This window comes from Isoptericola sp. NPDC057653, assembly GCF_042799955.1.
GTDB lineage: Bacteria > Actinomycetota > Actinomycetes > Actinomycetales > Cellulomonadaceae > Isoptericola.
Map to the genome: position 1 here is coordinate 271,245 of NZ_JBHVHP010000001.1, position 26,828 is coordinate 298,072.

Genomic DNA, 26,828 nt, shown 5'->3' on the forward strand with positions numbered 1-26,828 from the left:
CGCACGGTCGTGCGAAAACATGGCGCGACATCATCCGAGCTTTCCCGACCGAGAAGGAGTGAGGGCCGTGGACTGGCTGATCCTGATCCTGGCCGGCGTCATGGAGGCGGTGTGGGCCACCGCGCTCGCCGCCTCGCACGGCTTCCGGCGCCCGGTGCCGACCACGGTGTTCGTCGTGGGCCTGGCGCTGAGCATGTGGGGCCTGGCCCACGCGATGCTCACCATCGAGGTGGGCACCGCCTACGCGGTGTGGGTGGGCATCGGCGCGGTGCTCACCGTGCTGGTCGCCATCGTGCGCGGCGACGAGCGGCTGACCGTCGCGCGGGCGCTGCTGCTGGTCGGCCTCGTCGGGTCGGTCGTGGGACTCAAGGTGGTGAGCTGACATGAGCACGAGCCCGAGCGCGAGGAAGAGCCCGACCTCGGTGGCCTGGGGTGTGCTGCTGGCCAGCGCGGTCCTCGAGGCCGTCTGGGCCACCGCCCTGCACGCGAGCCGTGGCTTCACGGTCCCCGCCGACACCATCGTCTTCGTCGTCGCCCTGTCGCTGAGCATGCTCGGCCTGGGCTACGCGGCCAAGCACATCCCCATCGGCACGGCCTACGCCATCTGGACCGGCATCGGCGCGGCCCTCACCGTCGCCTGGGCGATGCTCACCGGCACCGAGACGGCGTCGCTCCTCAAGGCCCTCTTCCTCGTCGGCATCATCGGCTGCGCCATCGGCCTCAAGCTGGTCGGCGACAAGGCCGACCGCTCCGACCGGCCGGGGCCGGCCGGCGACTGACACGAGACCCCCGGGGCACCGGCCCCGGGGGTCTCGACGTCCACCCGCGCGGCCGTTCAGGCCGCCGCCTCCCCCGCCGCGACATCGCCGGGACGGCGCGGGCGCAGGAACATCACCGCCACGGCGACGCCCAGCAGGACGAGGCCCGCGTTGACCGCGACCGCCACCGCCACGCCGTGCTGGACCGCCGCCACGGTCGCCGCGCCCGCCGAGGCGGCGGTGACCACGGCGGACATGATCGGCGTCCCGAGGGTGATGCCGACCTGCTGCGACATCGAGGCGAGGCCGGTGGCCAGGCCCTGCTCCGTGTCGGGCAGGCCGTTCGTCGCGGTGACCATGAAGCCGACGATGACGAGCATGTTCCCCACGCCGCCGACGAAGGTCGCCGGCAGCAGCAGCGCGAGGGACGCGGCCGCGCCCGTGCCCGCACCCAGCAGGAGCAGCGCCGCCGTGGCGACCGCCTGCACGACGCCGCCCGCGACGAGCGCGGCGCGGGTCGACGTCCGCGCGATCACCCGGGGCGCCGCGAGGCCGCCGAGGACGGTCCCTGCGCCCAGCACCCCGAACGACAGCCCGGCCGCCAGCGGCGTGAAGTCGAGGGCGCGCTGCAGGTACAGGGTCAGCAGGTAGACCAGCGACGTCTCCGTGGCGAAGGCGATCACGCCGATCACGTTCCCCCAGGCGACGTTGCGGCGCCGCAGCACGCGCAACGGCACCAGCGGCTCGGGCACGCGCGCCTCGACGAGGACGAACGCGACGAGCAGGAGGGCCCCCGCCGCGAGGCCGACGACGGCGCGCGGGTCGGTCCAGCCGTGCTCGCCCGCCTGGGTCATGCCGAGGACGAGCCCCAGCAGGCCGAGCGTGACGGTCAGGGCGCCGGGCAGGTCGAGGCGCGGCCGCACGGCGGGCCGCGACTCCCGGATCACCACCGGGGCGACCGCCACGACGACCAGCGCCACGGGCACGTTGACGAAGAACGCCCAGCGCCAGGAGAGCAGGTCGGTGAGGACGCCGCCCAGGACCGCCCCCGCGGTGAACCCGGCCGACATCAGCGCACCGTTGATCCCGAGCGCCTTCTGGCGCAGCGGCCCCTGGGGGAACGACGTCGTGAGCAGGGACAGGCCCGCCGGCGTGGCGGCCGCGGTGGCGAGCCCCTGGGCGACCCGGGCGGCGAGGAGCGTCTCGGGCGAGGTGGCCAGGCCGCCCACCAGGGACGACGCGCCGAGCAGCGCCAGGCTGCCGACGAAGATCCGCTTGCGTCCTACGAGGTCGCCGATCCGGCCGAAGAAGAGGGTGAACCCGGCGGCCGCGAGCGCGAACGACGTCGCGACCCACTGGAGCCCCGAGAGCGGGAAGCCCAGGCCGTCCCCGATCGCGGGGAGCGCGACGTTGAGGATCGAGAAGTCCACGGCCAGCATGAACTGGGCGACCAGCAGGACGGCGAGGACGAGCCGCAGCCGCCCGGTGAGCCGCGGCGGGGCGGGCGGCGCGGGCGGGGCAGGCGCGGCGAGCACGGCGGCGCGGGGCGAGGTGGCGGCGGGAGCCGGCCCCCGCGGGGAGCTGACGGCGGTCATGACGATCGGTCCCTTCGGTCGAACGGGCGACCCTAACGGGTCTGCTGTTCCGTTATCGCCGAACGTAGCACCGCGTCGCCACAATAGGAACCACAGTTCCGATAGTCTGGCCTCGCGGGTCGGCCCCGACCCGCCGCGAAGGAGGTCGCCCATGCCCACGCCCCCACCCCCGGGCGCGCCGACGAGCCCGGTCCCCGCCGAGACCGCGCCCGGCACCGTGCGCCCCGGAGGACGCACGGCCCGGGTCCGCGAGGCGGTCCTGCGCGCGGCCGGGGACACCCTGGCCGCCGAGGGGTACGCCGCCCTCGACCTCGCCGAGATCGCGCGCCGCGCGGACGTCGGAAAGACCACCGTCTACCGGCGGTGGGGCACGCCGGCGGCGCTCGCCGCGGACCTGCTCGTGGAGATGGCCGAGACGTCCGTCCCGCGCGCGGACACCGGCACGCTCGACGGCGACCTGCGGGCCAACGCCCGGCTGGTCGTGAAGACCCTCACCGACCCGCGGCAGGGCCCGCTCTTCCGGTCGCTCATCGCCGCCTCGCTCTGCGACGCGCAGGCCGCCGACGCGCTGCACCGCTTCTACGCGGTCCGCATCGCCGAGTGGGCGGGCTGCGTCACGGACGCCGTCGCCCGCGGCGAGGTCCCCGCGGGCACCGACGCCGAGGCCGTCGTCGCCGCCGTGTCGGCGCCCCTGTACTACGCCATGGTCAACGTGGGCCGGCCGCTCGACCAGGGCGACGCCGACCGGGCGGCGCAGGGCGCGGCCGCCGCGGCACGCGCCGGCGTCTGGGCGTAGCGGGCGGGTCAGACCTCCCGGCGGTGCACGACCTGCGCCGCGGCCTGGTCGCGCGGCATGAGCAGCACCTGGTCGACGTTGACGTGCGCCGGGCGGGTGGCGATCCACGCCACCGTCTCGGCGACGTCCTCGGCCGTGAGCGGCTGGACGCCCGCGTACACGGCGTCGGCGCGCTCCTGGTCGCCCTTGAAGCGGACCAGGGAGAAGTCGGTGTGGACCATGCCGGGGTCGATCTCGCTGACGCGCACCGGCCGGCCGAGGAGCTCCAGGCGCAGCACGCGGGTCAGCGCGGCCTCGGCGTGCTTCGCCGCGTTGTACCCGGCCCCGCCCTTGTAGGGCTCGCGGCCGGCGATGGAGCCGATGGTGATGACCTGGCCGTCGCCGCTGGCGACGAGGCTCGGCAGCAGCGCCTTGGTGACGCGGACCGTGCCGAGCACGTTGATGTCGTACATGCGCTGCCAGTCGGCGAGGTCGGCGTCGGCCACCGACTCCGTCCCCAGCGCGCCGCCCGCGTTGTTGACGAGCAGGTCGCAGCGGCCGAGCCGCTCGTCGACGGCGGCGGCGAACGCCTCGACCGAGGCGTCGTCCGTGACGTCGAGGGGCAGGGCGGTGCCGCCGGTCTCGGCGGCCACCTGCTCGAGCCGGTCCATCCGCCGGGCGCCGAGCACGACGTGGAAGCCCGCGGCCGCGAGGGCGCGGGCGCTGGCGGCCCCGATCCCGCTGCTGGCTCCGGTGACGACGGCGACGCGGGTGGGGACGGGCATGAGGGACTCTCCTCGGGAGCGGGGATGCCGGCCGGCACGGCGTCGACCTCGGGCTCTCCCGATCGTAGTGGTCGACGCCGTGCCGGACGGGTCCTTCCGGAGGGTCAGCCCTGGAACGCCGCCGGGTGCGGGCCGGTGCGGCCGTCGCGCTCGAGCCCGTCGACGGCGGCGAGCTCCGCGTCGGTGAGGTCGAACCCGAAGACGTCGAGGTTCGCGGCGATCCGCGCGGGCGTCACGGACTTGGGGATGACGACGCGGCCCTGCTGCAGGTGCCAGCGCAGCACCACCTGGGCCGGCGTCACGCCGTGCGCGCGGGCGGCGTCGACGACCGGCGCGTCGCCCAGGACGGCCCCCTGCGCCAGCGGGCTCCACGCCTCGGTGACGGCGCCGTGGCGGGCGTTCGCGGCGACGGTCTCGCGGTTCTGCAGCGCCGGGTGCAGCTCCACCTGGTTCACGACCGGGGTGCTGCCGCCGAGGGCGGCCACGCGGTCGAGGTGCTCGGGCAGGAAGTTGGACACGCCGACGGAACGGGCGAGGCCGGCGTCGCGCAGGTCCTCCAGGCCCTGCCAGGCGTCGAGGTAGGAGTCCGTGGCGGGGGTCGGCCAGTGGATGAGGAACAGGTCCACGTGGTCGAGGCCCAGCTTCTCGAGGCTCTCCTCGAGGCCCTCGCGGGCGGCGGCGCGGCCCAGCCTGTCTACCCACAGCTTGGTGGTGACGAACAGCTCGTCGCGGGCGACGCCGGACTCGGCGAGCGCGCGGCCCACGCCGCGCTCGTTGCCGTACACGGCGGCGGTGTCGATGCTGCGGTAGCCGGCGTCGAGCGCGGCGGCGACGGCGGCCGTGGTCTCGGCGTCGGGCACCTGGAAGACGCCGAAGCCGAGCTGGGGCATGGTGCGGCCGTCGGAGAGGGCGACGGTGGGGACGTTCGCGGTCATGGGGGGTCCTTCCGGTGGAGCGGTACCGAGGTTCTGGGAGTGCAGGTCAGACGGCGGCGGACGCGAGCTCGCGCTCGGCGCCGCGGGGCCGGGCGAGCTCGCCGCCGCGGGACCGGACGGCGACCAGCAGCACGCCGAGCCCGGCGACCGTGACGGCCGCGCCGACCCACAGCGGCGAGGTGTAGCCGGCGCCCGCGGCGAGCGCGAGGCCCGCGGCCCACGCGCCGAGGGCGTTGCCGACGTTGAACGCGGCGATGTTGGCGCCGGAGCCGAGCGTGGGCGCGGCCTCCGTGTACCGCATGATGCGGGCCTGGAGGCCGGGCACGGTGGCGAAGCCGAAGCCGCCCATGAGCAGCAGCGCCACGACGGTCGCGACCTTGCTCTGCGCGGTGAGCGCAAAGAGCACGAGGACCACGGCGAGCACGGCGATGACGGTGACGAGCGCCTTGACGAGGTCGCGGTCGGCGGCGCGGCCGCCCAGCACGTTGCCGGCGAAGAGGCCGACGCCGAAGACGACGAGCAGCCACGGGACGGCGGCGCTGCTGAAGCCGCTGACCTCGGTGAGGGTGAAGGCGATGTAGCTGAACGCGCCGAACATGCCGCCGTAGCCGAGCACGGTGACGGCCATGGACAGCCACACCTGGCGGTCGCGGAAGATGCGGAACTCCGACAGGACGGAGCCGGTGGAGCGGTGCTCGGTGCGCGGCACGAGCACCGCGATGCCGACGAGGCCGATCACGCCGATCACGGTGATGGCCCAGAAGGTCGCCCGCCACCCGGCCGCCTGGCCGAGGAAGGTGCCGAGGGGCACACCGGCCACGTTGGCGACGGTGAGGCCGGCGAACATCACGGAGATGGCGGCGGCGCGGCGGTTCGCGGGCACGAGGTCGGCCGCGACGACCGCCCCGATCCCGAAGAAGGCGCCGTGGCACAGCGCCGCGACGACCCGGCCGAGCATCGTCATCCCGTACGTGGGGGCGACGGCGGACAGCAGGTTGCCGGCGATGAACAGGACCATCAGCAGCATCAGCGCCCGCTTGCGCGGCACCCGGGAGAGGGCCGCGGTCAGGGCGATGCCGCCGACGGCGACGGACAGGGCGTAGCCGGAGATGAGGTAGCCGGCCACCGTCTCGGTGACGCCGAAGTCGGCGGCCACCTCGGGCAGCAGGCCCATGATGACGAACTCGGTGAGTCCGATGCCGAAGCCCCCGAGGGCGAGGGCGTACAGCGCGGCAGGCATCGAGGCCTCCAGGATCGGGGAAACGGGAACGTTGCGTGTGCAGTAGTTGCACGCGCAACGTTCTAGATAGTTGCACGCGCGCTCTATCGGCGCAAGGCGCTATGCTGTGATCCGGACGACGGGCCGCCACGAGGCCCGACGAGGAGGCCCCCATGGGAATCGCCGACGACGCCGTCGAGATCCGCGCCCGCGGCTGGCGCACGCTCGCCGCGCTGCACGGGATGATCGAGACGGACCTGGAGCGCGCCCTGCAGAAGGAGCACCAGCTCTCCGTGGTGGAGTTCACCGTGCTCGACGCGCTGAGCCGCCAGGACGGCTGGCACATGCGCATGCAGCAGCTCGCCCGCGCGGCCGCCCTGTCCAGCAGCGCCACGACGCGCCTCGTCACGCGCCTCGAGGACCGCGGCCTGCTCACGCGCATCCTGTGCGCCGACGACCGGCGCGGCATCTACACCGAGCTCACGCCCGCCGGTCGCGCCCTGCTGACGAAGGCCCGGCCCACGCACGACCGCGCGCTCGAGGACGCCCTCACGCGCGCCGAGGACATCCCGGAGATCGCCCCGCTCGCCTCGTCCCTGCACGAGGTCGCGGCGGTCTGAGGCCCTGCGGCGCCGGAGCGCTCCGTCAGGCCCGCGGCCCGTACAGCCGGACGTCCACGCCGTCGAGCGCGCCCAGCGCGGCGACGACCCGTGGCCGCACGTCGGCCCAGTCGAGCCCCCCGAGCCCGGCGCCGAGGGCCGGCACCGCGACCGAGCGGATCCCCTGCGCCCGGATCACGGCGGCGAGGTCGACGAGCCCGTCGTCGACGAAGGCGAGGCGCGACGCGGAGCGCCAGTGCTCCTTGGTCGGGAAGTTCACGACGAAGCGCGGGCCGGACGTCGCCCCCGTCTCCCAGACGTGCATCCGCCCGACACGCACGTCTCCGGCGCGGCACGCCTGCCGGTAGTCGTCGAACATCGCGGGGAAGGCGCGGCGGAACTGCAGGGCGAGCCCCTTGCCCATGACGCCGACCGTGTTCACGGCGTTGACCAGGGCGTCGACGTCCGCCTCGAGCAGATCGCCGCTCTCCTCGCTGACCACTGCTCGTCCCGTCACGAGCCCAGGGTGCCAGCCGGGTCCGACACCGGTCAGCCGGACTCCGTCGTCGCGCCGCGCGGGACGCCCGCCGTGGCCAGCAGGTCCTCGTGCAGCTCCATCCACACCCCGTGGACGGAGGCGGCACCCACCCCGGCCACGCGCGCGCCGTCGCCCTCGCGCGCCGCCGCGAGCGCGTCGTCGAGCCGCTCGGCGTAGCCCGAGAACCGGTCCAGCTCCGCCGCGAGGCCGGCGAGCAGCGGCCGCGCCTCGGCGGCGACGGCCCCCAGCTCGTCGAGGACGCGGGCGTCCCAGGCGGCGTCGCGATGGTCGTTGAGGTCCAGCCGGCCGCCCTCGGCGGGCCTCAGCTGCCAGTCCGTGCAGGCCTGCAGCAGCCGGGCGTTGAGCGGGTCGAAGGTCGGGAGCGCCGCGCGCACGACGGCGGCCGCGCGCCCGGTCGGGTCGGCCGCGAGCTCCGCCGCGAGGCGCCGCTCCCCCTCGGCCCGACCGCGCTCCGTGAGCGACCAGGCACCCGTGCCCGCGAACTCCGACCACGTCAGGCACCCGAGGGCCTCCAGGTCCAGCAGCAGCTCGCGCGCGACGTCGGGGGCGAGCCCGGCGCGGTCGGCCACGGCGGCGTCGTCCGCGGCGCCCCGCACCCGCACGGCGTGCAGCACCAGGAGCTCCGGGTCGGACGGCCGGCTCACGCCGCGGCCCCGCCGTCGCCGGTCCCGCCCGACCGCGAGACGAGCCGGTCGAGCCGCTGCTGCACCGCCTGCGGGGAGCCCAGCCCCAGCGCACCCGCCATCCGCCCCCACGTGTGACCGGCGGCGCGCGCGGAGAACAGGGCCGCCGTCTCGAGCTGCTCGGCCTCGGCGCGCGCGGCGGGCACCAGCGCGAGGGCCGCGAGCGCCCCCGCGGCATCCTCCTCGGCGGTGAGCGTCCCGCCCGCCGACCGCCACAGGTAGTGCCGCACCAGGTCCGTCGCCGACGGCGGCACGGCGCCCGGCTGCCACGGGCGCGAGGTCAGCGCGTCCGCGCCGAGGCCGAGCAGCACGCGCCGGGCGCGCGCCTCGGCGTCGGCGGCACCCTGGTCGCGCTCGTGGTCGGCGGCGCGGTCGGTGGCGTGATCGGCGGCGCGGTCGGCGGCCTGGTCGGCGGCACGGTCGTCCGGGCGGGTCTTGCGTTCCATCCCGCGACCGTGCACCATCAACGAACTGTTGTCAACGAAGTGTTGATGCCGCGCCACGGCGGCGGCGCCGGGGACGAAGGTCACGGACGGAGGTGCGGCATGGACACCGTCGTGCCGCTCGACGCCGCGACGGCGGCGCACGGCGCCAAGGCGGCCGGCCTCGGCGCGCTGCGGCGGGCCGGGCTGCCGGTGCCGGTCGGCGTCGTCGTGCCGGCCTCGCTCGAGGGCGTCGACCTGCGGGCCGCCGTCGACGGCGCGCTCGACGCCCTCGGACGGCACGCACCCCTGGCCGTGCGGTCGTCCGCGACGGACGAGGACGGGCCCACGGTCTCGGCGGCGGGCCAGTACGAGACGGTGCTCGGCGTCACCGGCGCGGGCGACGTCGTCGCGGCGGTGCTCGCCTGCCGGGCGTCGGCCGCCGGGCCGCGGGTCACCGCCTACCGGGCGGCGACGACCGGTGCCCCGGCTGCCGGCACGCCCGCCCCCGAGGTCGCCGTCGTCGTCCAGCGGCTCGTCGACGCCCGGGCGGCGGGCGTCCTGTTCACGGGCGGCGGGCGCACCGTGGTCGAGGCGTCGTGGGGGCTGGGCGAGAGCGTGGTGCGGGGCGCCGTCGACCCGGACCGGTGGACCGTCGCGGACGGGCGCGTCGTCGAGCGGCGCACCGGCACCAAGCGCACCCGGGTGGACCGCTCCCCCGCCGGGGTCGCCGCCCGGGAGGTCCCCGGCGCGGACCGGGGCCGCCCGTGCCTCGACGAGGCCACGGTGCTGCACGTCGCCGCGCTGGGCGACCAGGTGGCGAGCCTGCGCGGCGGGCCGCAGGACGTGGAGTGGGCGGTGGACGACGACGGCGCGGTCTGGCTGCTGCAGGCCCGCCCCGTCACGGCCGCCCTCCCCCCGGACCGGGGTGAGCGTGATCCCGGGGGGCCATTGGCGCCGCGTTCGCCCCGGGACCGCGCCGACGACGGGAGAGCCGTGCTGCGGGGCACGGGGGCGAGCGGCGGGCGGGCCTCCGGGCCGGCGCGCGTGGTGCGCGGGCCGGACGAGTTCGGCACCGTCCGCCCCGGCGACGTGCTGGTGTGCTGCGGGACGGACCCGGCGTGGACGCCGCTGTTCGGCGTCGTCGCGGCCGTCGTCACCGAGACGGGAGGGCTGCTGTCGCACGCGGCGATCGTCGCGCGCGAGCTGCGGCTGCCCGCGGTGCTCGGCGTGGCCGGCGCGACCGACGCCCTCCGCGACGCCGGGTCGCTCGCCGTCGACGGCGACGCGGGCACGGTGGTCGTCGCCGCACCCGCCTGAGCGCGGCCTGGACACCCCATGGACGGGCGAGCGTGCCCGTGGAAACATCCGGCCATGACCTCGACGGCACCGGCGGCGCCTCCGGCGACACCTCCGGGCCCGCTCCCTCCGGTCCAGGACCTGCTCGGGCCGTTCACGGACGAGCGGCCGCGGGCACCCTGGGGGCTGCGGGTCGTCGCGACGCTGCTGGACTCGGCGCTCGTCGCGTCCGTCGCGTTCCTCGCCACGGGTGACACGCCGTCGTTCGGCGCGCTCCCCGGCCTGGGCCAGGCGGGGACCGCCCCCCTCGACGCGCCGACGGCGGCCTGGGTGGCCGGCACGCTGCTCGTGCTGGGCGCCTTCCAGGCGTACACGGGCATGACCCCGGGCAAGCGGGCCGTGGGCATCTCCGTGGTCGACGACCGGTCGGGGCGGCCGATCGGGCTGCCGGGCACGATGGTGCGCTGGTTCGCCCACGTGCTCGACACGATCCTGCTGGTCGGCTACCTCCGCGCCGCGTTCCACCACGAGGGCCGCACGTTCGCCGACTCGCTGCTCGGCACCGTCGCCGTCCGCACCACGACACCCCTGCCGCACCCGCTCGTCGCCCGCGTCCGCGCGGCCCGCGACGCCCACGCGCCGTGGCTGCGCTGGCCCCGGCGGGTCACGGGCGCCGTCGCCCTCGTCGTGTGCGCGGCGGCCGCGGCGGCCAGCGTCACGTCGAGCGGCGGCGGCAGCCGGCAGGCCGCGCAGGACGAGACGTCGTGCGCGAGCACCGGGGACTTCGCGGCGACGGCGATCGTCTCCGGTGCGCGGGACACCCGGTGGGACTCCCGGCTCGGCATCACCCGCGTCACCGAGCAGGACTGGAGCGTCTCGGTGGCCTGGTCCACGGGCCTGGGCGTCGACGCGAGCGACAACCCCGACGTGGGCGCCGCCACGGCCGCCGTCGCGGTGACGTCGTCCGAGGGAGACTCCTTCACCTCGGGCGGCCCGTTCGGCGGGACCGTCGACGACGGCGTCGATGACGGGGTCGACGACGGGGTCTCGGTGTCCGACGAGGTGGCGTCCGCGACCGTCACCGTGCCCCGGGACCCGGGCGGCTGGACCGCCCGCGTGGCACTCATGGACGAGCACGGGTCGGTGGTGGCCGAGTGCTCGGCCCCGGTGCCCACCGTCGACGCGGACCCCCTCGTGGAGCCCTGGTGACCGGCCGCGGCATCTACGTCGAGGCGAGGATCGCGGCGCCGCCGGAGACGGTCTGGGCGCTGACCCAGGACCCGGAGCAGCACGTGCGGTGGGACGTCCGGTTCTCGCGGATCGTGCCGACGACGCCCACCGCGGGCGGGGCGACCCGCTTCACCTACACGCGGCGCACGCCGGTCGGGACGGTGGCGGGCGACGGCGTGAGCATCGGCGAGACGGAGCGCCCGGACGGCACGCGCACGTCGGCGCTCCGCTTCGCCACCACCGACCGTCGCTCCCCCCTCCGCGCCGGCCGGGGCTACTGGCGGTACGTGCCGGACCGCGACGGCACCCGCTTCGTCACGGGCTACGACTACGCGCCGGGCTGGGGCCGCCTGCTCGACCGCCTGGCCCGGCCGCTGCTCGGCTGGGCCACGGCCTGGAGCTTCGACCGCCTGCGGCTGTGGGCCGAGCAGGGCGTGGAGCCCGAGCGGTGGCCGCTGCGCAGCGTGCTGTGGGTGTGGCGCGCGGACAGGCCGCGCGCCGCGCGCTGCCGCCGCGCGCCGGAGCACGGCCGCCGCCACGACGACCACCTGCGCGACGCCCCGCGCACCCTCGACTCCCTGCCCGCCCCGGAGGCCGCACCATGACCGGCACACCCCACGACGCGACCGCCCCCTCGATCTTCCGCCGCGCGATGGGCGCCGAGTTCGAGCGCCTGCACCCGATGCTGCAGCGGCGGTTCGACGTCGGGCTCGGCGGCGGGGAGGCGTGCATCGGGACCGGCGTCATGACCGAGATCCGGCGCGGGCCGTGGTGGACGGTGCCGTTCCTGCAGGTGGGGCGCCTGCGCAACATCCTCGTGCCGGACGTCGGCACCGACGTGCCGTTCACCATCGAGAACTACCCGTACCTCGACCCCCTGGGCCGCGAGACGGTCACGTTCGTGCGGTCGTACGACATCCGCGGCCACCGGCGCCGGTTCGACGCCACGATGATCGACGTGGGCGGCGCCGTCGTGGACTACCTCGGCACCCACCAGCACCTCGCCGTCGACCTCGACCTGCACGCCGACGACGACGGCGGGCTGGTGCTCACGTCCGACGCCCAGCGCTTCTACGAGGGCCCGCTGGCCTTCCGCTTCCCCCTGCTGTTCAGCGGCCGCGCCCTGCTGCGCGAGCGCTACGACGACGCGGCCGGGCGGTTCGAGGTGGACCTGCGCGTCACGAACTCCCGCTTCGGCTTCCTCTTCGGCTACCGCGGTTGGTTCACCTGCACCTGGGAGCCCGCGACGGACGCGCCCGACCGGCTCAAGCCCGTGCGGCACGAGCGCCGCACCTGATCCCGCGGCGGGCGGGCCGGGGGACGGCCGCCTCAGGGACGGAACGTCGTCTGGCCGTGCGGCGACTTGGCGAACGCGAGCACCTTGGCGGGCACGACGCGGTAGACCAGGGCGCGCTGGCCCTGCGGGTCGAACGACTCGTCGTCGTTCTCGAAGTCCCAGGCGGAGCCGTACTTGGCGCGGAAGGCGTCGGCGAGGCGGCGCAGCTCCGGGCCCCCGGTCACGCGCTCGGCGGCGCCCTCGACGACGACGTCGAGGCCGTCGTCCCACGCCCCCGACCCGAGCGTGACGGCGGCGTGCGGGCCGCGGCCGAGGTTGCGGGCCTTCTGCTCGTCGGGCCCGGTGCAGAACACGAACGCCTCGCCCGTCCACAGCCCGACCAGCGGGGTGACGTGGGGGCGGCCGTCGGCGCGCACCGTCGTGAGCTGGTAGCCGGTGGCGCCCACCAGCGCGGCCTCGACCTCGCCCCAGGGCGTCGGGGCGGTGGCCTCGCTGAAGCGGGGGTCGAGCTGTCCGGTGAGTGTCATGACGGGCAGACCCGCCCCGGCGCCGAGACTCGTCGGTCCCGGCGGGAACGACGGACGCGGCCGTGGGAACCCCACGACCGCGTCCGTCCTCCGGCGCCGTGCCGGAGCCGTCGCCTCAGAGGCTGTGGGCGGAGATGTCGCCCATCGCCGTGGTGGCGCGGATCTGCAGCGCGACGGCGCCGCCCGTGTTGGTGAGCGCGTTGCGCACCCGGCCGAGGGCGGTGCCGGAGTCGAGCGACGCGGTGACGCCGGCGGCGGCGCCGACGGAGACGTCGCCCAGCTGGGTGGCGAGCTCCAGCGCGCCCTGCGTCGCCTCGTCGACCGTGATGTCGCCCTTCGCGGTGCGCAGCGTCGAGGTGCCGGTGACGCGGCCGACCGTGATGCTGCCCGCCTGCGTGCTGAGCCGGGCGGTCGCGGCCTCGTCGACCTTGATGTCGCCGTGCGCGTTCTCGACCACGACGTCGCCGAGGCGCCCGACCCCACGGACCTCCGCGCTGGCGACCTTCGCCTCCAGGCCCGAGCCGGACGGCAGCTGGACCGTCACGTCCACGAAGCCGCTGCTGCCGAGGGCACGGTGCTCGGCGGGGGTCGTGACGCGCAGGACGCCGTCGGCGAAGGCGACGGTGGTGCGCTCGGCGGCCTCGACGTCGCGGCTCTTCGACGGGTTGGCGGGGCGGACGTCGACGGTGGCGTCGGAGCGCTCGGCGGCGACGACGGTCAGCCGGCCGGCGGGGAGGTCGACGACGGCGGTGACGGGGGTGGTGGTCTCGAACGTCTGCATGGCAATCAGCTCCTGTGGTGATCTGCGGGTCTCTTTCTGACATGAGAAACGCTACGTTGCGTTCGTAGGTTCGGCAAGACCATTCATTGCACGTGATGTACATCGACGCAGGTCAGAACACATAAATCGTTGCACCCGGCGTGAACAGTAACGCAATCTCAAGCGCTCGGGGCGTTGCATCCGATGTACGATGAACGCGACGGGAGCACCACGACGCCGAGGAGGACGCCATGCCGGGAGGCCGGCTCACCGCACAGGAACGCCAGCAGATCGCGCTCGGCCTCGCCGACGACCTCGCGTACGCGGAGATCGCACGACGCCTCGACCGGCCGACGTCGACGGTCACCCGCGAGGTGATGCGCCACGGCGGCCCCGGCGCCTACCGCGCCGACCTGGCGCACCGCAGCGCCCAGCAGGCCGCGCACCGCCGGCGCCCCGCCGCCACCGCCCGCAACGCCAGGGTGTCGCGCGCCGCGGGACGGGGCACGGGCCAGGACGACGCGGCGCTGCGCGCCTACGAGGAGACCTTCACGACGCTCCTCATGCAGTCCGGGCTGCCCCGCATGTCCGCCGGCGTGCTCACCCTGCTGTACGTGGCGGACTCCGGCAGCCTCACGGCCGCCGAGCTCGTCGAGCGGCTGGAGGTCAGCCCGGCGTCGGTCTCCAAGGCGGTCGCGCTCCTGGAGAACCTGGGCCTGATCCGCCGCGAGCGCGTCGAGGGGCGCCGGGAGCGCTATGCGGCGGACGGCGACGCCTGGTACCAGTCGATGGTCGCGGCCGCCCGGTCCAACGCCCAGCTCGCGCAGGCCGCACGCGAGGGCGTCGGCGTCCTCGGGCGCGAGACGCCCGCCGGCGCGCGGCTGGAGAACATGGCCCGGTTCATGGACTTCGTCGGCGAGAGCATCACCCGCGCCGCCGAGCAGGCCCGCGAGCTGCTGCACACGCCCCCCGCGCCGGCCGCGGACGGCGAGGAGGCGCCCGGCGCCTGACCCGGCCGGCTCAGCCCGCGTCCCGCTCCACCCAGCGGTCGACGGCCCACAGCACCGCCAGGGCGAGCCCGGGGTCCGTGCCGTCGGCGACGTCGAGCGTGTAGGTGTCGCGGACCGTCACCCACTTCTGGGTGATCGCGACGACGGGCGCTCCCCCGGCGGTGACCGTGTACTCCTTCTCGATGAAGTTCCCCTGCAGCTCCCACTCGGGCCCGTCCGGCCGGTGGAGCGTCATCCGCGAACGGATCGGGGAGAACAGCTTGCCGTGCAGCGCCGCGACCTCCGTACCCGCGGGGTCGGTGATCGTCATGCGCTTGGGCAGGTTGATCACGCGGCCGGTCACCCGGTAGACGACCGAGCCCGCGGCGTCGAGCACGTCGGCGCGCTCGCGCGGCCCGACCTTGCCGTCGACGAGGAAGGCGTCGGCGCCGTCGACGTCCGTGACGCGGAAGTCCCGCCCGACGGAGACGACCTTGGCCTTCACGACGAACCGGGTCCAGCCGGCCGGGGGCGGAGGGAGTGCCATGCCGACCAGGATGCCCCACCACCCGCGGGCCCGCCCAGGGCCACGCGACGTCCGTTTGCGGGCATGACCTGCACCGTCGAGCCTGGAGGTGACCGAGGAGGCCAGCATGACCGAGACCGGCGAGCAGCAGACCGGCGCCGACGACGGCGCCCACGACACCCCGCGCGCGCCGTCCGACGCGCCGAAGCCGTCGTGGGGGCGGGCGCTCAAGGGCACGATCCGGGAGTTCGGGGCCGACCAGTGCACCGACCTGGCCGCCGGGCTGACCTACTACGCGGTCCTGGCGTCCGCGCCCGCAATGCTGGCGCTGGTGTCGCTGCTGGGGTTCGTGGGGGACGCCGAGAAGGCCCTCGACTCGGTGATGAACACGGTCTCGGAGTTCCTCCCCGAGGACATGATCAAGATCGTCGAGCCGCTCGTCGAGAACGCGGTCGGGAACACCGGTGCGGGCCTCGCCCTCGTGCTCGGCCTCGTGCTCGCGCTGTGGTCCGCGTCGGGCTACGTCGGCGCGTTCGGGCGCGCGATGAACCGCATCTACGACGTCGAGGAGGGGCGCCCGGTCTGGAAGCTGCGCCCCGCGATGTTCGTCGTGACGCTGGTCGTGCTGATCATCGCGGCGGTCGTCGTCGCGAGCCTGGTGCTCTCCGGGCCGATCGCCCGGTCGGTGGGTGCGGCGATCGGCCTGGGGGACGTCGCGATCACCGTGTGGAACATCGTGAAGTGGCCTGTCGCGCTGCTGCTCGTGGTCGTCGCCGTGGCGCTCCTGTACCACTTCACCCCCAACGTGAAGCGGCCGCGCTTCCGCTGGCTGAGCGTCGGCGCCGTGGTCGCCATCGTGGTGATCGGCATCGCCTCCGCGGCGTTCGGGTGGTACGTCGGCAGCAGCTTCTCCAACTACGGCTCCTACGGCATCCTCGCCACGTTCATCGTGCTGCTGCTGTGGCTGTGGATCGTCAACCTGGTGCTCCTGTTCGGCGCCGAGCTCGACGCCGAGGTCGAGCGCAGCCGCGAGCTCAACGACGGCCTCGCCGCCGAGGAGTCCGTCCAGCTCCCCCCGCGCGACACCCGGGCCAGCGACAAGAAGGCCGGCAAGCGGCGCGACGCCGTCGCCGAGGACCGCGCCATCCGCGTGGCCGCCGCCCGCGACGACGACACCCGCGGCGACGCCGACTGAGCCCGGGGCGCCTCAGCGGCGCACGAGGCGGATCACGGGGATGACGCGCGACGTCCGGCGCTCGTAGCCCGCGAACCCCTCGGAGCGGGCCTTGAAGCGGTCCCACGCCACGTCGCGGTCGTCGTCGTGGAGCTCGTCGGCGAGGACGTCGACGACGCCGTCGTCCGGGGTCTCGATGCTCACCTCGGGGTGGGCGAGCACGTTGTGGTACCAGGCGGGGTTGGTGTCGGAGCCGCCCGCGGACGCGGTGACGAGCCACGTGTCGTCGTCGTCGCGGATCGCCGCGAGAGGCGACACCCGCTCGGCCCCGGTGCGCGCGCCGTGGTGGTGCAGCAGCACCAGCCCGCGCCCGAACCCCCTCGTCGCGACGTTCCCGTCGTTGGCGCGGAACTCGTCGATGATGGGCTGGTTCCAGTCGGCCATGACAGCAACGTATCCCCCGCGGCCACGCCGGCGGTCAGCCCCGCGTCGACGCGGGCGTCCGTGCGTCGACCAACCGCGCCCCGGTGATCGCGCAGGCCAGCCCTCGCCGGTCACGGGTGGCGACGACGCCGACCAGCGCGGCGAGCAGCACCACGTTCTGCAGCGCCCCGGCCCACGCGTTCGACGCGTCGCCGGGCGGCACCGCCTCGACGATCGAGAGCGCCCCGTACAGGCCGAGCAGCAGGTAGCCGCGGGCGACGCGGCGCGGGAGGGACCCGCGCCGCAGCCTCCCCGCGCCGTCGGGCCAGCGCGGCTCCAGCCACACCGCCCGCTGCCCCAGCGACGCGCCGCTGCCCACCCACGGCGGCACGAGGAACACGACGACGGCGGGCAGCACCGTGCCGAGCAGCACGTCCGCCCAGGTCGTGGCCGACGACAGCTCGCGGCCGGACGCCAGCATCCCCACCCGGTACGCGAGCTGCAGCGCCGCGCCGAGCACGAACGCCGCCAGCAGGTCGGTGACCATCCCCAGGAACCGACGCCAGAACGTCACCGGCCGGGGCTCGAGGCGCGCGGCGGCGAGCTCGCGCGACTGCGGCATCCAGCGCAGCACGACCGGCGCGAGCAGCGCGCCGGCCAGGCCTCCGAGCGTGTTCGCGAGGACGTCGTCGACGTCGGCCACGCGGTAGGAGCACGGGATGAGGCCGAGGATGCCCGTGTACTGCACGGTCTCGACCGCCACCGACGCGACCAGCGCGCTCAGCGTCGACGCGGCCACGCCCCAGCCGAGGTAGCGCCGCGCCAGCACGCCCCACGGCACGAAGAGCAGCACGTTGAACGCCACCTGCAGCACCGCGACGCTGCGCAGCGTGGCCGCCAGGCCCAGGCCGGCCGTGTCCCGACGGATGTCGTCCAGCGAGTGCAGCGGCGTCAGCTCCGCGCCGGAGACGCCGTGGGCGGCGCACCAGGCCACCAGGTCGCCCGACGGCAGCGGGAGCATCGTGTACGCCAGCAGCGTCACGACGTACACCGCGAGCGCCGCCGCGCCCAGCACGCGCCGCGCGTCGAGCCGCCCGTACCGGCGCTGCTGCACCAGCAGCACGGGGACCAGCACCGCGAAGAACGCCGCCACCCCGAACCCGATGCCGATCGCCGCCGGCCACGTCCATCGCTCTACCACTCGGCCGACCGTAACGGCCGTGCCCGCCCGCCGCCGGTCGGACGGCGCAGATCACACGGGCGGCCGCCACGACGTGTCAGGGCTGGGTCAGGGCGCGGAGGTCGTCGAGGGTGCCGTCGAAGACGTTCATGTCGATGTACTGCTCGTCGCCCGAGTAGCCCGGCAGGGTGTCGTGGTCGGAGTACTGCCAGAACTCCCAGTCCCGGCGCGGCAGGTCGGGGCTGCTCACGACGGACCGGATCCACAGCGGGTACCGGTCGTAGCGGGCGCCCAGGTAGTCGGCGCGGATCTGCTGCGTCGTGTAGAGGATCGGCGGGACGCCGTAGTGCTCCTCGAGCGCGTCGAGCAGGGGGTCGAGGATGCCGCGCAGCTCGTCGACGGTCGGGGGGTCGGCCGCGAACTCGCCGTAGTACTCGACGTCGACGACGGGCGGGAGCGTGCCGCTCTCGGCGGGGACGACGTCGATCATGTGGGCGGCCTGGTCGGCTCCGGGGCTCTCGAAGCTGAGGAAGTGGTACGCACCGACGAGGAGGTCGGTGTCGCGCGCGGCCGCCCAGTTCGCCGCGAACCGCTCGTCCTCGTGGCCGGACCCCTCGGTGGCCTTGATGAACGCGAAGTCGATGTCCTGCGACGCGAGCGTCGGCCAGTCGATCTCCCCCTGGTACGCGGAGACGTCGACGCCGCGGACCGCGAACTTCGCCGCCGTGACCCGGTTGGGCCACAGCACCCCCGACCACACGAGGGCCGCGAGCACCGCGACCACCAGGACGACGGCCCCGCCGCTGATCAGCAGGACGCGCCGGCGGCGGCGCGGGCGGGGGACGTCGTCATTCATCCCCCGATCCTGCCGGACCACCGTGTCCGCGGTCGCTCTCGCGCGTACCGTGGACACATGACGGCCGAGACCGTGGGCTCACCCGGCGAGCCCGACCCGCGCGAGCGCTTCCGACACCTCGACGCGCCCGTCCCGCCGGACCAGCTGCGCGCCGCGCAGGACGTCGCCCCCGTCCCTGACGAGAAGGACGACGAGCTGCGCGAGGCGGAGTGGCTGCTCCGCAACATCGGCGTCGGCTGAGGGTGGCGGTCGTCGAGCTCCGGCGGACCGACGGCGCCGGCGCGGCGGCGCTCGCCGAGCAGGTGTGGTCCTGCTACGACGCCGTGTTCGGCGACGTCGCCGACCCGGTGGAGTGGCGGACCGGGCGGTACGACCGGCACGCCGCTCACGACGGGTACCGCCTCGTGACGGCGCACGCGGACGGCGGGCTGGTGGGCTTCGCCTGGGGCTATGTCGGCCAGCGGGGCCAGTACTGGTCCGACCTCCTCGTCGAGGCGCTGCCCCCCGACGTCGCCGACGCGTGGGTGGGCGACCACTTCGAGCTGGTCGAGCTGGGCGTGCTCGCCGCCTGGCGGGGTCACGGCGTCGGCCGCCGGCTCCACGACGCCGTCCTGGAGGGTGTCGGGCGGCGCAGCCTCCTGCTCACGTCGGAGGCGGAGGACGATCCGGCCGTCGGGCTCTACCGCCGCTCCGGCTGGCAGCGGCTCGGCCGGCTGGGGCCGGGCACCCAGGTGATGGGTCGCCCGGCCCCGGAGTGAGCGCTACCGTCCCGGCTGCGTCGCGGAGCTCACCGGTCGCTCCGTCGGCTCGACGTCGCCGTCCACGTCCGCGGCGTGCGGGTGCTGACGCTCGAGGGCCGCACCCTCGACGTCGACGTTCGGCAGGATCCGGTCCAGCCACCGGGGCAGCCACCAGGCGGCGTCACCGAGCAGGTGCATGAGGGCCGGCACCACGAGCATCCGCACGACGAACGCGTCGACGAGCACGCCGAACGCGAGGGCGAACCCGATCGGCCGGATCATCGCGGACTCGGAGAACACGAACCCGCCGAACACGGAGATCATGATGATCGCGGCCGCCGTGACCACGGAGCGGCCGGCCCGGAAGCCCTGCACGACGGCGACGCGCGCCGGGGCGCCGTGCGCGTACGCCTCCCGCATCCCCGAGCCCAGGAACAGCATGTAGTCCATCGCCAGGCCGAACAGGATGCCGACGAGGATCGTGGGCAGGAAGTTGAGGATCGGCCCCGGGTGGTCGACCCCGAAGACGCCGGACAGCCAGCCCCACTGGTAGATGGCGACGACGCCGCCGAGGGCCGCGAAGTACGACAGCACGAACCCGAGCGTCGCGATGACCGGCACCAGCAACGACCGGAACACCACGATGAGGATCAGCAGCGACAGGCCGATGACGACGCCGAGGTAGAGCGGCAGCGCGTCGGACAGCTTCTGCGAGATGTCGATGTTCCCGGACGCCGCGCCCGCGACGCCGATCTCGACGTCGCCGCTCACGGTCTCCGCGCCGTCGGCGGACGCCGCGTCGATCGACAGCGGCGACAGGTCGCGCAGGGTGTGCACGAGCTGCTCGGTGGACTCGCTCGTCGGCCCCTCGGCCGGCACCACCTGGAAGGCGATCATCGTGCCGTCGTCCGACGTCCCCGCGGGCGCGACCGCGACCACGTCGTCCTGGTCGGCCAGCTGCGTGGCGACGGCCAGCTGGGTCGCGACCTCGTCGTCGTCGGTGACCGCCTGCGGCAGGTCGGCCACGACGAGCAGCGGCCCGTTGACGCCCGGCCCGAACTCGTCGGCGATCGTCGTGTACGCCTGGAACGTCGTGGAGTCCGGCGAGTCCGACGACCCGTCGGGCAGGTTGATCCGCAGGTCCATGGCCGGGACGGCGATCGCACCGAGCACGGCGACGCCGAGCACCACGCGGCCCACGGCCACGGGCGTCCGCATCGGCCGCACGGGGCCGGCGGACGCGGAGGCCGCGTGCCTCGCGTCGTGCGCGGCGTGCTCCTCGGCGCCCGCGTGCAGGCGTCCGCGCTCCTTGCGGCTGAGGATGCGCATCCCGATGGCGGACAGCAGGGCCGGCGTGAGCGTCACGGACACGAGCACGGCGACGGCGACGGACGCCGCGCCGACGGTGCCCATGAGGCCGAGGAAGGGGATCCCGGTGACGTTGAGCGCCAGGAGCGCGATGACCACCGTCGCCCCGGCGAACACGACGGCGTTGCCCGACGTGCCGTTGGCGAGCGCCACGGACTCGCGCACGTCGTAGCCGTCCTTGAGCTGGTGGCGGTGCCGGTTGACGATGAACAGCGCGTAGTCGATCCCGACGGCGAGGCCCAGCATCAGGCCGAGGACCGGCGTCACGGACGACATCTGCACCACGCCGGAGAACGCGAGCGCGCCCATCGCGGCGATCCCGACGCCGACGAGCGCGGTGACCAGCGGCAGGCCGGCCCCGATGAGGGTGCCGAGCATGACGACGAGCACGACGGCCGCCACGATCAGGCCGATGACCTCGCCGGGCCCGACGATCGCGGGGGTCTCCATGGCGAGGTCGGAGCCGAGGTCGGCGTGCACCCCGTCGACGTCCGCGACGCCGTCGGTGATCGCGCCGATGGCGGCGTCCTTCGTCTCCTGCGAGATGTCCATCTGGTCGTCGGCGAAGATCACCGTGGCGACCGCCGTCGACCCGTCGTCGGAGACGAGCTTGATCCCCGAGGACAGGTCCAGCAGCTCCTTGCCCTGCTCCAGCTGGGTGGCCTGCTCCTCGAGCTCCGCCGTGCCGTCCTTCAGCTCGGCGGACTTCTCGTCGAGCGTGTCCTGCTGCTTGTCCAGCTCCGCCGTGCCGGCGTCGAGCTGGGCCTGCTGCGCGTCGAGCTGCGGGGCCGCGGCCTCCGCCTGCCCGGCGGCCTCCGCCTGCGCGCGGGCGTCGTCGAGCTGGTCCTGCCCGGCCTCGAGCTCGGCGCGCGCGTCGTCGATCTGCTGCTGGCCGGCGTCGAGCTGGTCCTGCCCGTCGGCGAGCTGGTCACGGCCGTCGGCGAGCTGCTTCTCCCCGTCCGCGAGCTTGTCCGCCTGCGCCTGCCGGTCGGCCTCGCTGGCGAACGGGTCGACGACGTCCTCGACCCCGTCGACGTCCCGCACGTCGGCGAGGACGCCGCGGAGGGCCTTCTCCTGGCCCGTGGTGAGCGATGAACCGTCGTCCGTGGTCAGCACCACCGTCCCCGTGCCGCCCGCGGCCTCCGGCATCTCGTCCGCGAGCCGGTCGGTCACCTCCTGCGTCGGGGTGCCGGGGATCGTGAAGCTGTCGGACAGCGTCCCCGCCCCGACGGCGTACCCGGCGCCGGCGACGGCCAGGATCACCACCCAGACGGCGATCACGGTCTTGACGCGCCGGGACGCGAAGCGTCCGAGGCGGTAGAGGAGCTCAGCCATGGTGTCCTTCCGAGGGGCGGGCGGAGGTGCCCGGGGCGATGTGGTCGAGCAGGTCCGTCCAGAGGCTGCGGGAGGCGGCGTCGGTGGCCGCCCCGGTCCTGGCGAACCAGTGCCGGTGCAGCACGACGAGGCTGCTCATGGCCTGCGCGACGAGGAGGTCCACGTCGAGGGGATCCACCCGTGGGTGGCGGTGCACGAGGTCTCCGGCGAGGTCCTCGCTGACGTCCGACAGCGACCTCAGCAGCAGCATCGCCTGGTGCGAGGGCACGCCCGAGACGTCCTCGGACCGGCCCTGCAGCCCGAGCCCGCGCGTGAGGGACGCCATCGGGCCGACGAGGTCCGCGCGGCGCAGCGCCCCGACGAGGTCGGCGAGGGCTGCGGCGCGCGGACCGTCCGCGCCGCCGGGCCGGGCGTCCGGCGGGTCGACGGCGAGGAGCGCGTCGCGCACGGAGGCGAAGATCCCCGCCCCGACGGCGGCCACCACGTCGTCGAGCGACGCGAAGTGGTTGAAGACCGTGCGCCGGGACACGCCCGCGCGGTCGGCGAGGTCGTCGACCGAGAAGTCGATGCCCGCCGACTCGTCCATGAGGGCCGTGGCGGCGTCGACGATGCTCCGGCGGGTGCGGGCCTTGAGGCGCGCACGGGTGCCGAGGGTCGCGTCGTCGTCCGGTCGGAGGTCGGGGGGCACCCGGCGACGGTAGACACTTCGCTGCACTGAGTGCAACGAATCGTCACCGTGATCCCGGTCACCGAGCCCCACCGTGCAGGCCGCCGTTGCCTCGGGATCTCGCTCCCGGGAACAAGGGCCGCCGCTTGCGCGTTATGTCACAAGATTGCCACGCACCTCTAGGAGCACTCTTGCGACGCATCCCCCGAAAGGTCGAGATCGAGCACGAGCCGGGGAAGTACACCCGATACCTCCGGCACGACAACGGCGAGGGCTTCGTCTCGCCGCACGCGAGCGTCCACCCCGACGCCACCATCAGGCCCGGCGCCTACGTCGAGGCCGGGGCCCGCGTGGGCGCGCGCGCCCAGGTGGGGCGGTTCAGCTGGGTGGACGTGGACGCCGTCGTCGGGCAGGGCGCCCGCGTGGACGAGAACGTGCACGTCGGCGTCCGCGGCGTCGTCGGCGACGGAGCGCGGGTGGGCGCCGGCAGCCGGCTCGGCGCCGACAGCCGCGTGCCCGCCGGCATGGTGGTGCCGCCCGACGCGATCGTCCCCGACGGCGAGACCGCGCACGGCACGCGCCGCCGCAAGGACTTCGGCACGGCCGCCTGACGCCCCCTCCCGAGCCGTTCCCGGGGCCGCCCTCCGCTGCCGGCCCACCGCCCCCAGGACGTTGCTATGGTGGCCGGTTCATCGACCCACCTGGAGGCGAGTGGAGGTGAACTCACGTGGCCAAGAGCTCGAAGAAGCAGCCGGCGCTCACCCTCAAGGAGAAGCGCGTGCAGAAGCGCGAGAGGACTGCCGAGACCACCGTGAAGGCGCGTAAGCGATAGACCCCCCTCAGGCCGGGCCGGCCGTCCCCGCGACGGCCGGCCCGGCCGTCTCGTGCCCGCACGACGGCGCCACCTGCACGGACGCCGTCGACGCCTCCGACTGCGACGCGCGCCGCGAGCCCCCGCGCGGGATGATGCTCGGGACCGACCCGAGGAGCCCCGTGCCCGACCACGCCCCCGAGACCGCCCGCCGGACCGGCGCCGTCGTCCTGCGCCTGGGCCGGGTGGGCTGGGCCGTCGTCGGCATCGCCGCCGCGGCGGTCGTCGTCTACGCCGCGGTGTCCGCGATCAGCGGCCTCGTGGTGCCCCTCGTCGTGGCGGCCGTGCTGGGCGTGCTGCTCCACCCGCTGGTCGACCGGCTGGAACGGCTGGGGCTGCGCCGCGGGCTCGGGTCGCTCGCCGTGCTCGTCGCGCTGGGCGGCGTCCTCGCGCTCGCCGTGGGGGTGACGGCCGACGGCATCGCCGACCAGTCGGCGGAGATCGCCGACCGGCTGAGCAGCGGGCTCGCCACGCTCCAGCAGGAGCTGGCGGGCACCACGCTCGACCTCACGGGCATCGACCTGGGCGACGCCTCGTCCTCGCTCAGCGGGGGCCTCGCCAGCCTGTTCGGCAGCGTGTTCTCGAGCGCGGCGGCGTTCGTCGTCGGCACGTTCATCGCCGTCTTCTTCCTCTTCTACGTCATGGCCGACTGGCCCCGCATCGAGGCGTTCGCCGCCAGGCACTCGTCGGTCGGCGCGACCCGGGGCGACGTCGTGATCGAGGAGGCGACCCTCACGCTGCGCCGCTACTTCGGCGCGCTGACGTCGTCGAGCCTGGTCACCGCCGTGCTCATCGCGATCGGCGCGATCGTCCTGGACGTCCCCCTCGCGTTCTCCATCGCGCTCGTGACGTTCGTGACGTCGTACATCCCCTACCTCGGGGCGATCATCTCCGGCGCCTTCGCCGTGCTCATCGCGCTCGGGTCGCAAGGGCTGCCGCAGGCGCTGATCCTGCTGGCGGTGATCCTCGTGGTGCAGAACGTGGTGCAGACGCTGATGCTCACCAAGCTGTCCTCCGACCAGCTCCGCCTGCACCCCATCGTGAACCTCGGCTCGACGATCGTCGGCGCCGTCCTCGCCGGCCTGCTCGGCGCCATGCTGTCCGCCCCGGTGACGGTCATCCTGCGCGACGTCCTCGGGCACGCGCGCGGAGACGAGCGCGCGGCCGACGGGCACGACGACCAGGCCGTGGCCGAGGCCGGCCCATGACCCTGATCCGCCGCGCGCCGTTCACCCTCGCCGTCGTGGCGCTCATGCTCGTGCTCGGCGTCGTGTCGCAGGGCCTGTGGAGCCCGCTGAAGGACTCGTCGTGGTTCGACGTCGTGGCGTTCGGCGCCCCCGCGTTCCGCGACGGCCGCTGGTGGACCCCGGTGACCGGCTCGTTCTTCGCCCCCGTCCCCTGGGGATACGTGCCGGTGGTGGGCATCTTCCTCGTCCTGGTCGGCTGGACGGAGCTGCGCCTCGGCACCCGCCGCGCCGCGCTCGTCACGGCGACGACGCAGCTGGTGGGCGTCGTCGCGACGGCCGCGGGCCTGACCCTCCTCGCGCGCACCGGCTGGTCGTGGGCCGTGGGCCTGGCGGACGACCTCGACGTCGGGTTCAGCGCCGGCGTCACCGGCGCGATCACGGTGACCGCGCTGAGCTTCCCCTCGCCGTGGCGCCAGCGCGCCAGCGCGGTCGTCGCCGCGTACGTGCTCGTCGGGCTGGTCGTGGGCGGTGGCATCGCCGACGTGGAGCACGTGCTGGGCTGGCTGGCCGGCCTCGTCGTCGCACGGCCGCTGCTCGGTCCGCGCCTCGGCGGCCGCACCCGCGCCGGGAGGGTGCAGCGCGACCGCGTCACGGCGGCGGGCTACTTCGCGCTGTCCGCGCTCATCGTCGTGCTCGCCGCGTTCGCCGCGGGCCCCGCCGGCGGGCCGCTGGGCAAGGTCGAGAGCGACGACTGGCCCACCGGCCTCATCTCGCTGACCGTCGACCTCGTCCTCGCCGTCGGCCTGTTCCGCGGGCGGCGCGTGTGGTGGCGGGTCGCCGTCGCCCTCACGGTGCTGGGCGTGCTCGCCGAGACGGTGCTGGTGCTCGCGTCGGCCGTGGAGCTGCCCCAGCAGCTGCCCCTCTACCTGCTCATGCTGCTGCTCGACGCCGGCGCGCTGGCACTGCTCGTCGTGCGGCGGGCGTCGTTCCGCACCCGGCGGCACGCGCGCCCCTGGTCCCGGGACCAGCTCGACCAGGCGGAGGCGCGCGCCACCGTCGCGCGCCTCGGCGCCGGGCAGCGGCTCGCCTGGATGACGACGTGGGACGGCAACGAGCGCTGGACCTCCCCCGGCCTGCCCGGCTACGTCGCCTACCAGGCGCACGCCGGCGTCGCCGTCGCGCTCACCGACCCCGTCGGCGACGGGCCGCAGGGGCGCGCCGAGCTCATGGACGCCTTCGTCGACGCCGCGTCCGCCGCCGGGTCCGGCTCCTGCTTCTTCTCCTCCAGCCCCGAGCTCGCGGAGCTCGGCAGGCGGCGCGGCTGGACGGTCGTGCGCGTCGCGGAGGAAGCCGTCGTCGACCTCCCGGGCCTCGAGTTCCGCGGCAAGAAGTGGCAGGACGTGCGGACCGCCGTCAACCAGGCCGCGAAGCACGGCGTCGAGCACCGGCTCGTCACCCTCGCCGACGAGCCGCCCGAGACGCTCGCGCAGGTGCGTGCCATCTCCGAGGCGTGGCTCGGCGACTCCGACCTCCCCGAGATGGCGTTCACCCTCGGCGGCGTGCGCGAGGCGTTGGACCCCGCCGTGCGGGTCGGGCTCGCCACCGACGCCGACGGGCGCGTGCACGGCGTCACGAGCTGGCTGCCCGTGCACGCCCCCGGCGGCCAGGTGGTCGGCTGGACCCTCGACGTCATGCGCCGCGCCCCCGACTCGTTCCGCTACACGATGGAGCTGCTCATCGCGGGCGCGCTCACCACGTTCCGCGACGAGGGCGCCCTGGAGGCCTCCCTGTCCGGCAGCCCGCTGGCGCGCGACGACGACGGCACGCCCGGCGGCGTCGACGCCGCCCTCGACCGCCTCGCCGAGGCGCTCGAGCCGCTGTACGGCTTCGACTCCCTGCACCGCTTCAAGCAGAAGTTCCAGCCGCGCAGCGTGCCGCTCAGCCTCGTCGTGCCGGAGCCCGCGACCCTGCCGCTGGTCGGCCTCGCGCTCGTGCGCTGCTACCTCCCCGAGGCGCGCGCCCGCGACCTCCTCGCCGCGGCCCGCTCGGCGAGCCGCGACGCCGCCTGA

Annotated in this window: 30 protein-coding genes; 15 read left to right on the top strand and 15 right to left on the bottom strand. The window is 75.1% G+C overall.

Going from position 1 to position 26,828, the window contains the following annotated elements; genetic code table 11:
• Positions 1-67 precede the first annotated feature (67 nt).
• Both ACFU9A_RS01185 and ACFU9A_RS01190 read left to right on the top strand, forming a co-directional pair.
• Complete coding sequence (locus ACFU9A_RS01185; protein WP_430573430.1) at positions 68-382, top strand: DMT family transporter; 315 nt, start codon at positions 68-70, stop codon at positions 380-382.
• A 1-nt stretch (position 383) separates the two neighbouring features.
• A complete protein-coding gene (locus ACFU9A_RS01190) occupies positions 384-779 on the top strand; it encodes a DMT family transporter (protein WP_430573431.1) in 396 nt (131 codons plus the stop codon).
• A 56-nt stretch (positions 780-835) separates the two neighbouring features.
• Here the strand turns inward: ACFU9A_RS01190 and ACFU9A_RS01195 are convergent, their stop codons facing one another.
• The gene (locus ACFU9A_RS01195; RefSeq protein ID WP_430573432.1) at positions 836-2,353 is read right to left on the bottom strand and encodes an MFS transporter; all 1,518 of its coding nucleotides are present in this window, start codon (positions 2,351-2,353) and stop codon (positions 836-838) included.
• A 151-nt stretch (positions 2,354-2,504) separates the two neighbouring features.
• Between ACFU9A_RS01195 and ACFU9A_RS01200 the strand changes: the two genes are divergently transcribed.
• Positions 2,505-3,149 carry a TetR/AcrR family transcriptional regulator gene (locus tag ACFU9A_RS01200; protein WP_430573433.1) on the top strand — a complete coding sequence of 215 codons (645 nt, stop codon included), beginning with the start codon at positions 2,505-2,507 and terminating at the stop codon, positions 3,147-3,149.
• Between the two features lie 8 nt (positions 3,150-3,157).
• On the opposite strand, the gene ACFU9A_RS01205 is transcribed toward ACFU9A_RS01200, so the two are convergent.
• From ACFU9A_RS01205 to ACFU9A_RS01215, 3 genes are all read right to left on the bottom strand, one after another.
• Positions 3,158-3,913 (bottom strand): SDR family NAD(P)-dependent oxidoreductase, encoded by a 756-nt coding sequence (locus ACFU9A_RS01205; protein ID WP_430573434.1) that lies wholly within the window; start codon positions 3,911-3,913, stop codon positions 3,158-3,160.
• A 104-nt stretch (positions 3,914-4,017) separates the two neighbouring features.
• The gene (locus tag ACFU9A_RS01210) at positions 4,018-4,848 is read right to left on the bottom strand and encodes an aldo/keto reductase (protein ID WP_430573435.1); all 831 of its coding nucleotides are present in this window, start codon (positions 4,846-4,848) and stop codon (positions 4,018-4,020) included.
• 46 nt (positions 4,849-4,894) lie between these two features.
• The gene (locus tag ACFU9A_RS01215) at positions 4,895-6,088 is read right to left on the bottom strand and encodes an MFS transporter (protein WP_430573436.1); all 1,194 of its coding nucleotides are present in this window, start codon (positions 6,086-6,088) and stop codon (positions 4,895-4,897) included.
• 152 nt (positions 6,089-6,240) lie between these two features.
• Between ACFU9A_RS01215 and ACFU9A_RS01220 the strand changes: the two genes are divergently transcribed.
• On the top strand, positions 6,241-6,687 hold the full coding sequence (locus ACFU9A_RS01220) for a MarR family winged helix-turn-helix transcriptional regulator (protein ID WP_430573437.1): 447 nt from the start codon (positions 6,241-6,243) through the stop codon (positions 6,685-6,687).
• A gap of 25 nt (positions 6,688-6,712) precedes the next feature.
• Here ACFU9A_RS01220 and ACFU9A_RS01225 read toward each other — a convergent pair whose 3' ends face one another.
• Genes ACFU9A_RS01225 through ACFU9A_RS01235 form a run of 3 tightly spaced genes read right to left on the bottom strand, consistent with a single transcriptional unit; the run spans position 6,713 to position 8,354 of the window.
• Positions 6,713-7,183 (bottom strand): macro domain-containing protein, encoded by a 471-nt coding sequence (locus ACFU9A_RS01225; protein WP_430573438.1) that lies wholly within the window; start codon positions 7,181-7,183, stop codon positions 6,713-6,715.
• 32 nt (positions 7,184-7,215) lie between these two features.
• On the bottom strand, positions 7,216-7,869 hold the full coding sequence (locus tag ACFU9A_RS01230) for a transcriptional regulator (RefSeq protein ID WP_430573439.1): 654 nt from the start codon (positions 7,867-7,869) through the stop codon (positions 7,216-7,218).
• The gene (locus ACFU9A_RS01235; protein ID WP_430573440.1) at positions 7,866-8,354 is read right to left on the bottom strand and encodes a DNA-binding protein; all 489 of its coding nucleotides are present in this window, start codon (positions 8,352-8,354) and stop codon (positions 7,866-7,868) included. Before ACFU9A_RS01235 ends, ACFU9A_RS01230 begins: the two co-directional genes overlap by 4 nt.
• Positions 8,355-8,453: 99 nt before the next feature.
• On the opposite strand from ACFU9A_RS01235, the gene ACFU9A_RS01240 reads away from it, so the two are divergent.
• The 4 genes from ACFU9A_RS01240 to ACFU9A_RS01255 are packed head-to-tail and all read left to right on the top strand — an operon-like array spanning position 8,454 to position 12,156.
• Positions 8,454-9,650 (top strand): PEP/pyruvate-binding domain-containing protein, encoded by a 1,197-nt coding sequence (locus ACFU9A_RS01240; protein WP_430573441.1) that lies wholly within the window; start codon positions 8,454-8,456, stop codon positions 9,648-9,650.
• Positions 9,651-9,704: 54 nt separating this feature from the next.
• Positions 9,705-10,838 carry an RDD family protein gene (locus ACFU9A_RS01245; RefSeq protein ID WP_430573442.1) on the top strand — a complete coding sequence of 378 codons (1,134 nt, stop codon included), beginning with the start codon at positions 9,705-9,707 and terminating at the stop codon, positions 10,836-10,838.
• Entirely contained in the window at positions 10,835-11,464 is a 630-nt protein-coding gene (locus ACFU9A_RS01250; RefSeq protein WP_430573443.1) for an SRPBCC family protein, read from the top strand. The genes ACFU9A_RS01245 and ACFU9A_RS01250 overlap by 4 nt, the downstream gene beginning before the upstream one ends.
• Positions 11,461-12,156, top strand: coding sequence for a DUF4166 domain-containing protein (locus tag ACFU9A_RS01255; protein WP_430573444.1), 696 nt, complete (start codon positions 11,461-11,463; stop codon positions 12,154-12,156). The genes ACFU9A_RS01250 and ACFU9A_RS01255 overlap by 4 nt, the downstream gene beginning before the upstream one ends.
• A 32-nt stretch (positions 12,157-12,188) precedes the next feature.
• Here the strand turns inward: ACFU9A_RS01255 and ACFU9A_RS01260 are convergent, their stop codons facing one another.
• Positions 12,189-12,683 (bottom strand): pyridoxamine 5'-phosphate oxidase family protein, encoded by a 495-nt coding sequence (locus ACFU9A_RS01260; protein WP_430573445.1) that lies wholly within the window; start codon positions 12,681-12,683, stop codon positions 12,189-12,191.
• Between the two features lie 115 nt (positions 12,684-12,798).
• Positions 12,799-13,464, bottom strand: a complete 666-nt coding sequence (locus ACFU9A_RS01265; RefSeq protein ID WP_430573446.1) for a DUF4097 family beta strand repeat-containing protein — start codon at positions 13,462-13,464, stop codon at positions 12,799-12,801.
• A gap of 230 nt (positions 13,465-13,694) precedes the next feature.
• Here ACFU9A_RS01265 and ACFU9A_RS01270 point away from each other — a divergent pair, with 230 nt between their 5' ends.
• The gene (locus ACFU9A_RS01270; RefSeq protein WP_430573447.1) at positions 13,695-14,453 is read left to right on the top strand and encodes a MarR family transcriptional regulator; all 759 of its coding nucleotides are present in this window, start codon (positions 13,695-13,697) and stop codon (positions 14,451-14,453) included.
• A 10-nt stretch (positions 14,454-14,463) separates the two neighbouring features.
• Here the strand turns inward: ACFU9A_RS01270 and ACFU9A_RS01275 are convergent, their stop codons facing one another.
• Positions 14,464-14,979: an LURP-one-related/scramblase family protein gene (locus tag ACFU9A_RS01275; protein WP_430573448.1), complete on the bottom strand. Its 516-nt coding sequence runs from the start codon at positions 14,977-14,979 to the stop codon at positions 14,464-14,466.
• A gap of 106 nt (positions 14,980-15,085) precedes the next feature.
• Here ACFU9A_RS01275 and ACFU9A_RS01280 point away from each other — a divergent pair, with 106 nt between their 5' ends.
• Positions 15,086-16,153 (top strand): YihY/virulence factor BrkB family protein, encoded by a 1,068-nt coding sequence (locus ACFU9A_RS01280; RefSeq protein WP_430573449.1) that lies wholly within the window; start codon positions 15,086-15,088, stop codon positions 16,151-16,153.
• 12 nt (positions 16,154-16,165) lie between these two features.
• On the opposite strand, the gene ACFU9A_RS01285 is transcribed toward ACFU9A_RS01280, so the two are convergent.
• From ACFU9A_RS01285 to ACFU9A_RS01295, 3 genes are all read right to left on the bottom strand, one after another.
• Positions 16,166-16,576: a nitroreductase/quinone reductase family protein gene (locus ACFU9A_RS01285; protein WP_430573450.1), complete on the bottom strand. Its 411-nt coding sequence runs from the start codon at positions 16,574-16,576 to the stop codon at positions 16,166-16,168.
• Between the two features lie 34 nt (positions 16,577-16,610).
• Positions 16,611-17,756: a VanZ family protein gene (locus ACFU9A_RS01290; protein WP_430573451.1), complete on the bottom strand. Its 1,146-nt coding sequence runs from the start codon at positions 17,754-17,756 to the stop codon at positions 16,611-16,613.
• 76 nt (positions 17,757-17,832) lie between these two features.
• Entirely contained in the window at positions 17,833-18,591 is a 759-nt protein-coding gene (locus ACFU9A_RS01295) for a GH25 family lysozyme (RefSeq protein WP_430573452.1), read from the bottom strand.
• A 57-nt stretch (positions 18,592-18,648) separates the two neighbouring features.
• On the opposite strand from ACFU9A_RS01295, the gene ACFU9A_RS01300 reads away from it, so the two are divergent.
• Both ACFU9A_RS01300 and ACFU9A_RS01305 read left to right on the top strand, forming a co-directional pair.
• Positions 18,649-18,831: a hypothetical protein gene (locus tag ACFU9A_RS01300; protein ID WP_430573453.1), complete on the top strand. Its 183-nt coding sequence runs from the start codon at positions 18,649-18,651 to the stop codon at positions 18,829-18,831.
• A gap of 2 nt (positions 18,832-18,833) precedes the next feature.
• Positions 18,834-19,349 carry a GNAT family N-acetyltransferase gene (locus ACFU9A_RS01305; protein WP_430573454.1) on the top strand — a complete coding sequence of 172 codons (516 nt, stop codon included), beginning with the start codon at positions 18,834-18,836 and terminating at the stop codon, positions 19,347-19,349.
• Positions 19,350-19,352: 3 nt separating this feature from the next.
• Here the strand turns inward: ACFU9A_RS01305 and ACFU9A_RS01310 are convergent, their stop codons facing one another.
• Together ACFU9A_RS01310 and ACFU9A_RS01315 are read right to left on the bottom strand one after the other, a co-directional pair.
• Positions 19,353-22,034: an MMPL family transporter gene (locus ACFU9A_RS01310; protein ID WP_430573455.1), complete on the bottom strand. Its 2,682-nt coding sequence runs from the start codon at positions 22,032-22,034 to the stop codon at positions 19,353-19,355.
• A complete protein-coding gene (locus tag ACFU9A_RS01315) occupies positions 22,027-22,722 on the bottom strand; it encodes a TetR/AcrR family transcriptional regulator (RefSeq protein WP_430573456.1) in 696 nt (231 codons plus the stop codon). The genes ACFU9A_RS01310 and ACFU9A_RS01315 overlap by 8 nt, the downstream gene beginning before the upstream one ends.
• A 170-nt stretch (positions 22,723-22,892) precedes the next feature.
• On the opposite strand from ACFU9A_RS01315, the gene ACFU9A_RS01320 reads away from it, so the two are divergent.
• The 3 genes from ACFU9A_RS01320 to ACFU9A_RS01330 all read left to right on the top strand — a co-directional run bounded on the left by ACFU9A_RS01320 (position 22,893) and on the right by ACFU9A_RS01330 (position 26,828).
• Entirely contained in the window at positions 22,893-23,312 is a 420-nt protein-coding gene (locus tag ACFU9A_RS01320; protein WP_430573457.1) for a transferase, read from the top strand.
• 382 nt (positions 23,313-23,694) lie between these two features.
• Positions 23,695-24,780, top strand: coding sequence for an AI-2E family transporter (locus tag ACFU9A_RS01325; protein WP_430573458.1), 1,086 nt, complete (start codon positions 23,695-23,697; stop codon positions 24,778-24,780).
• Positions 24,777-26,828, top strand: coding sequence for a bifunctional lysylphosphatidylglycerol flippase/synthetase MprF (locus tag ACFU9A_RS01330; RefSeq protein WP_430573459.1), 2,052 nt, complete (start codon positions 24,777-24,779; stop codon positions 26,826-26,828). The genes ACFU9A_RS01325 and ACFU9A_RS01330 overlap by 4 nt, the downstream gene beginning before the upstream one ends.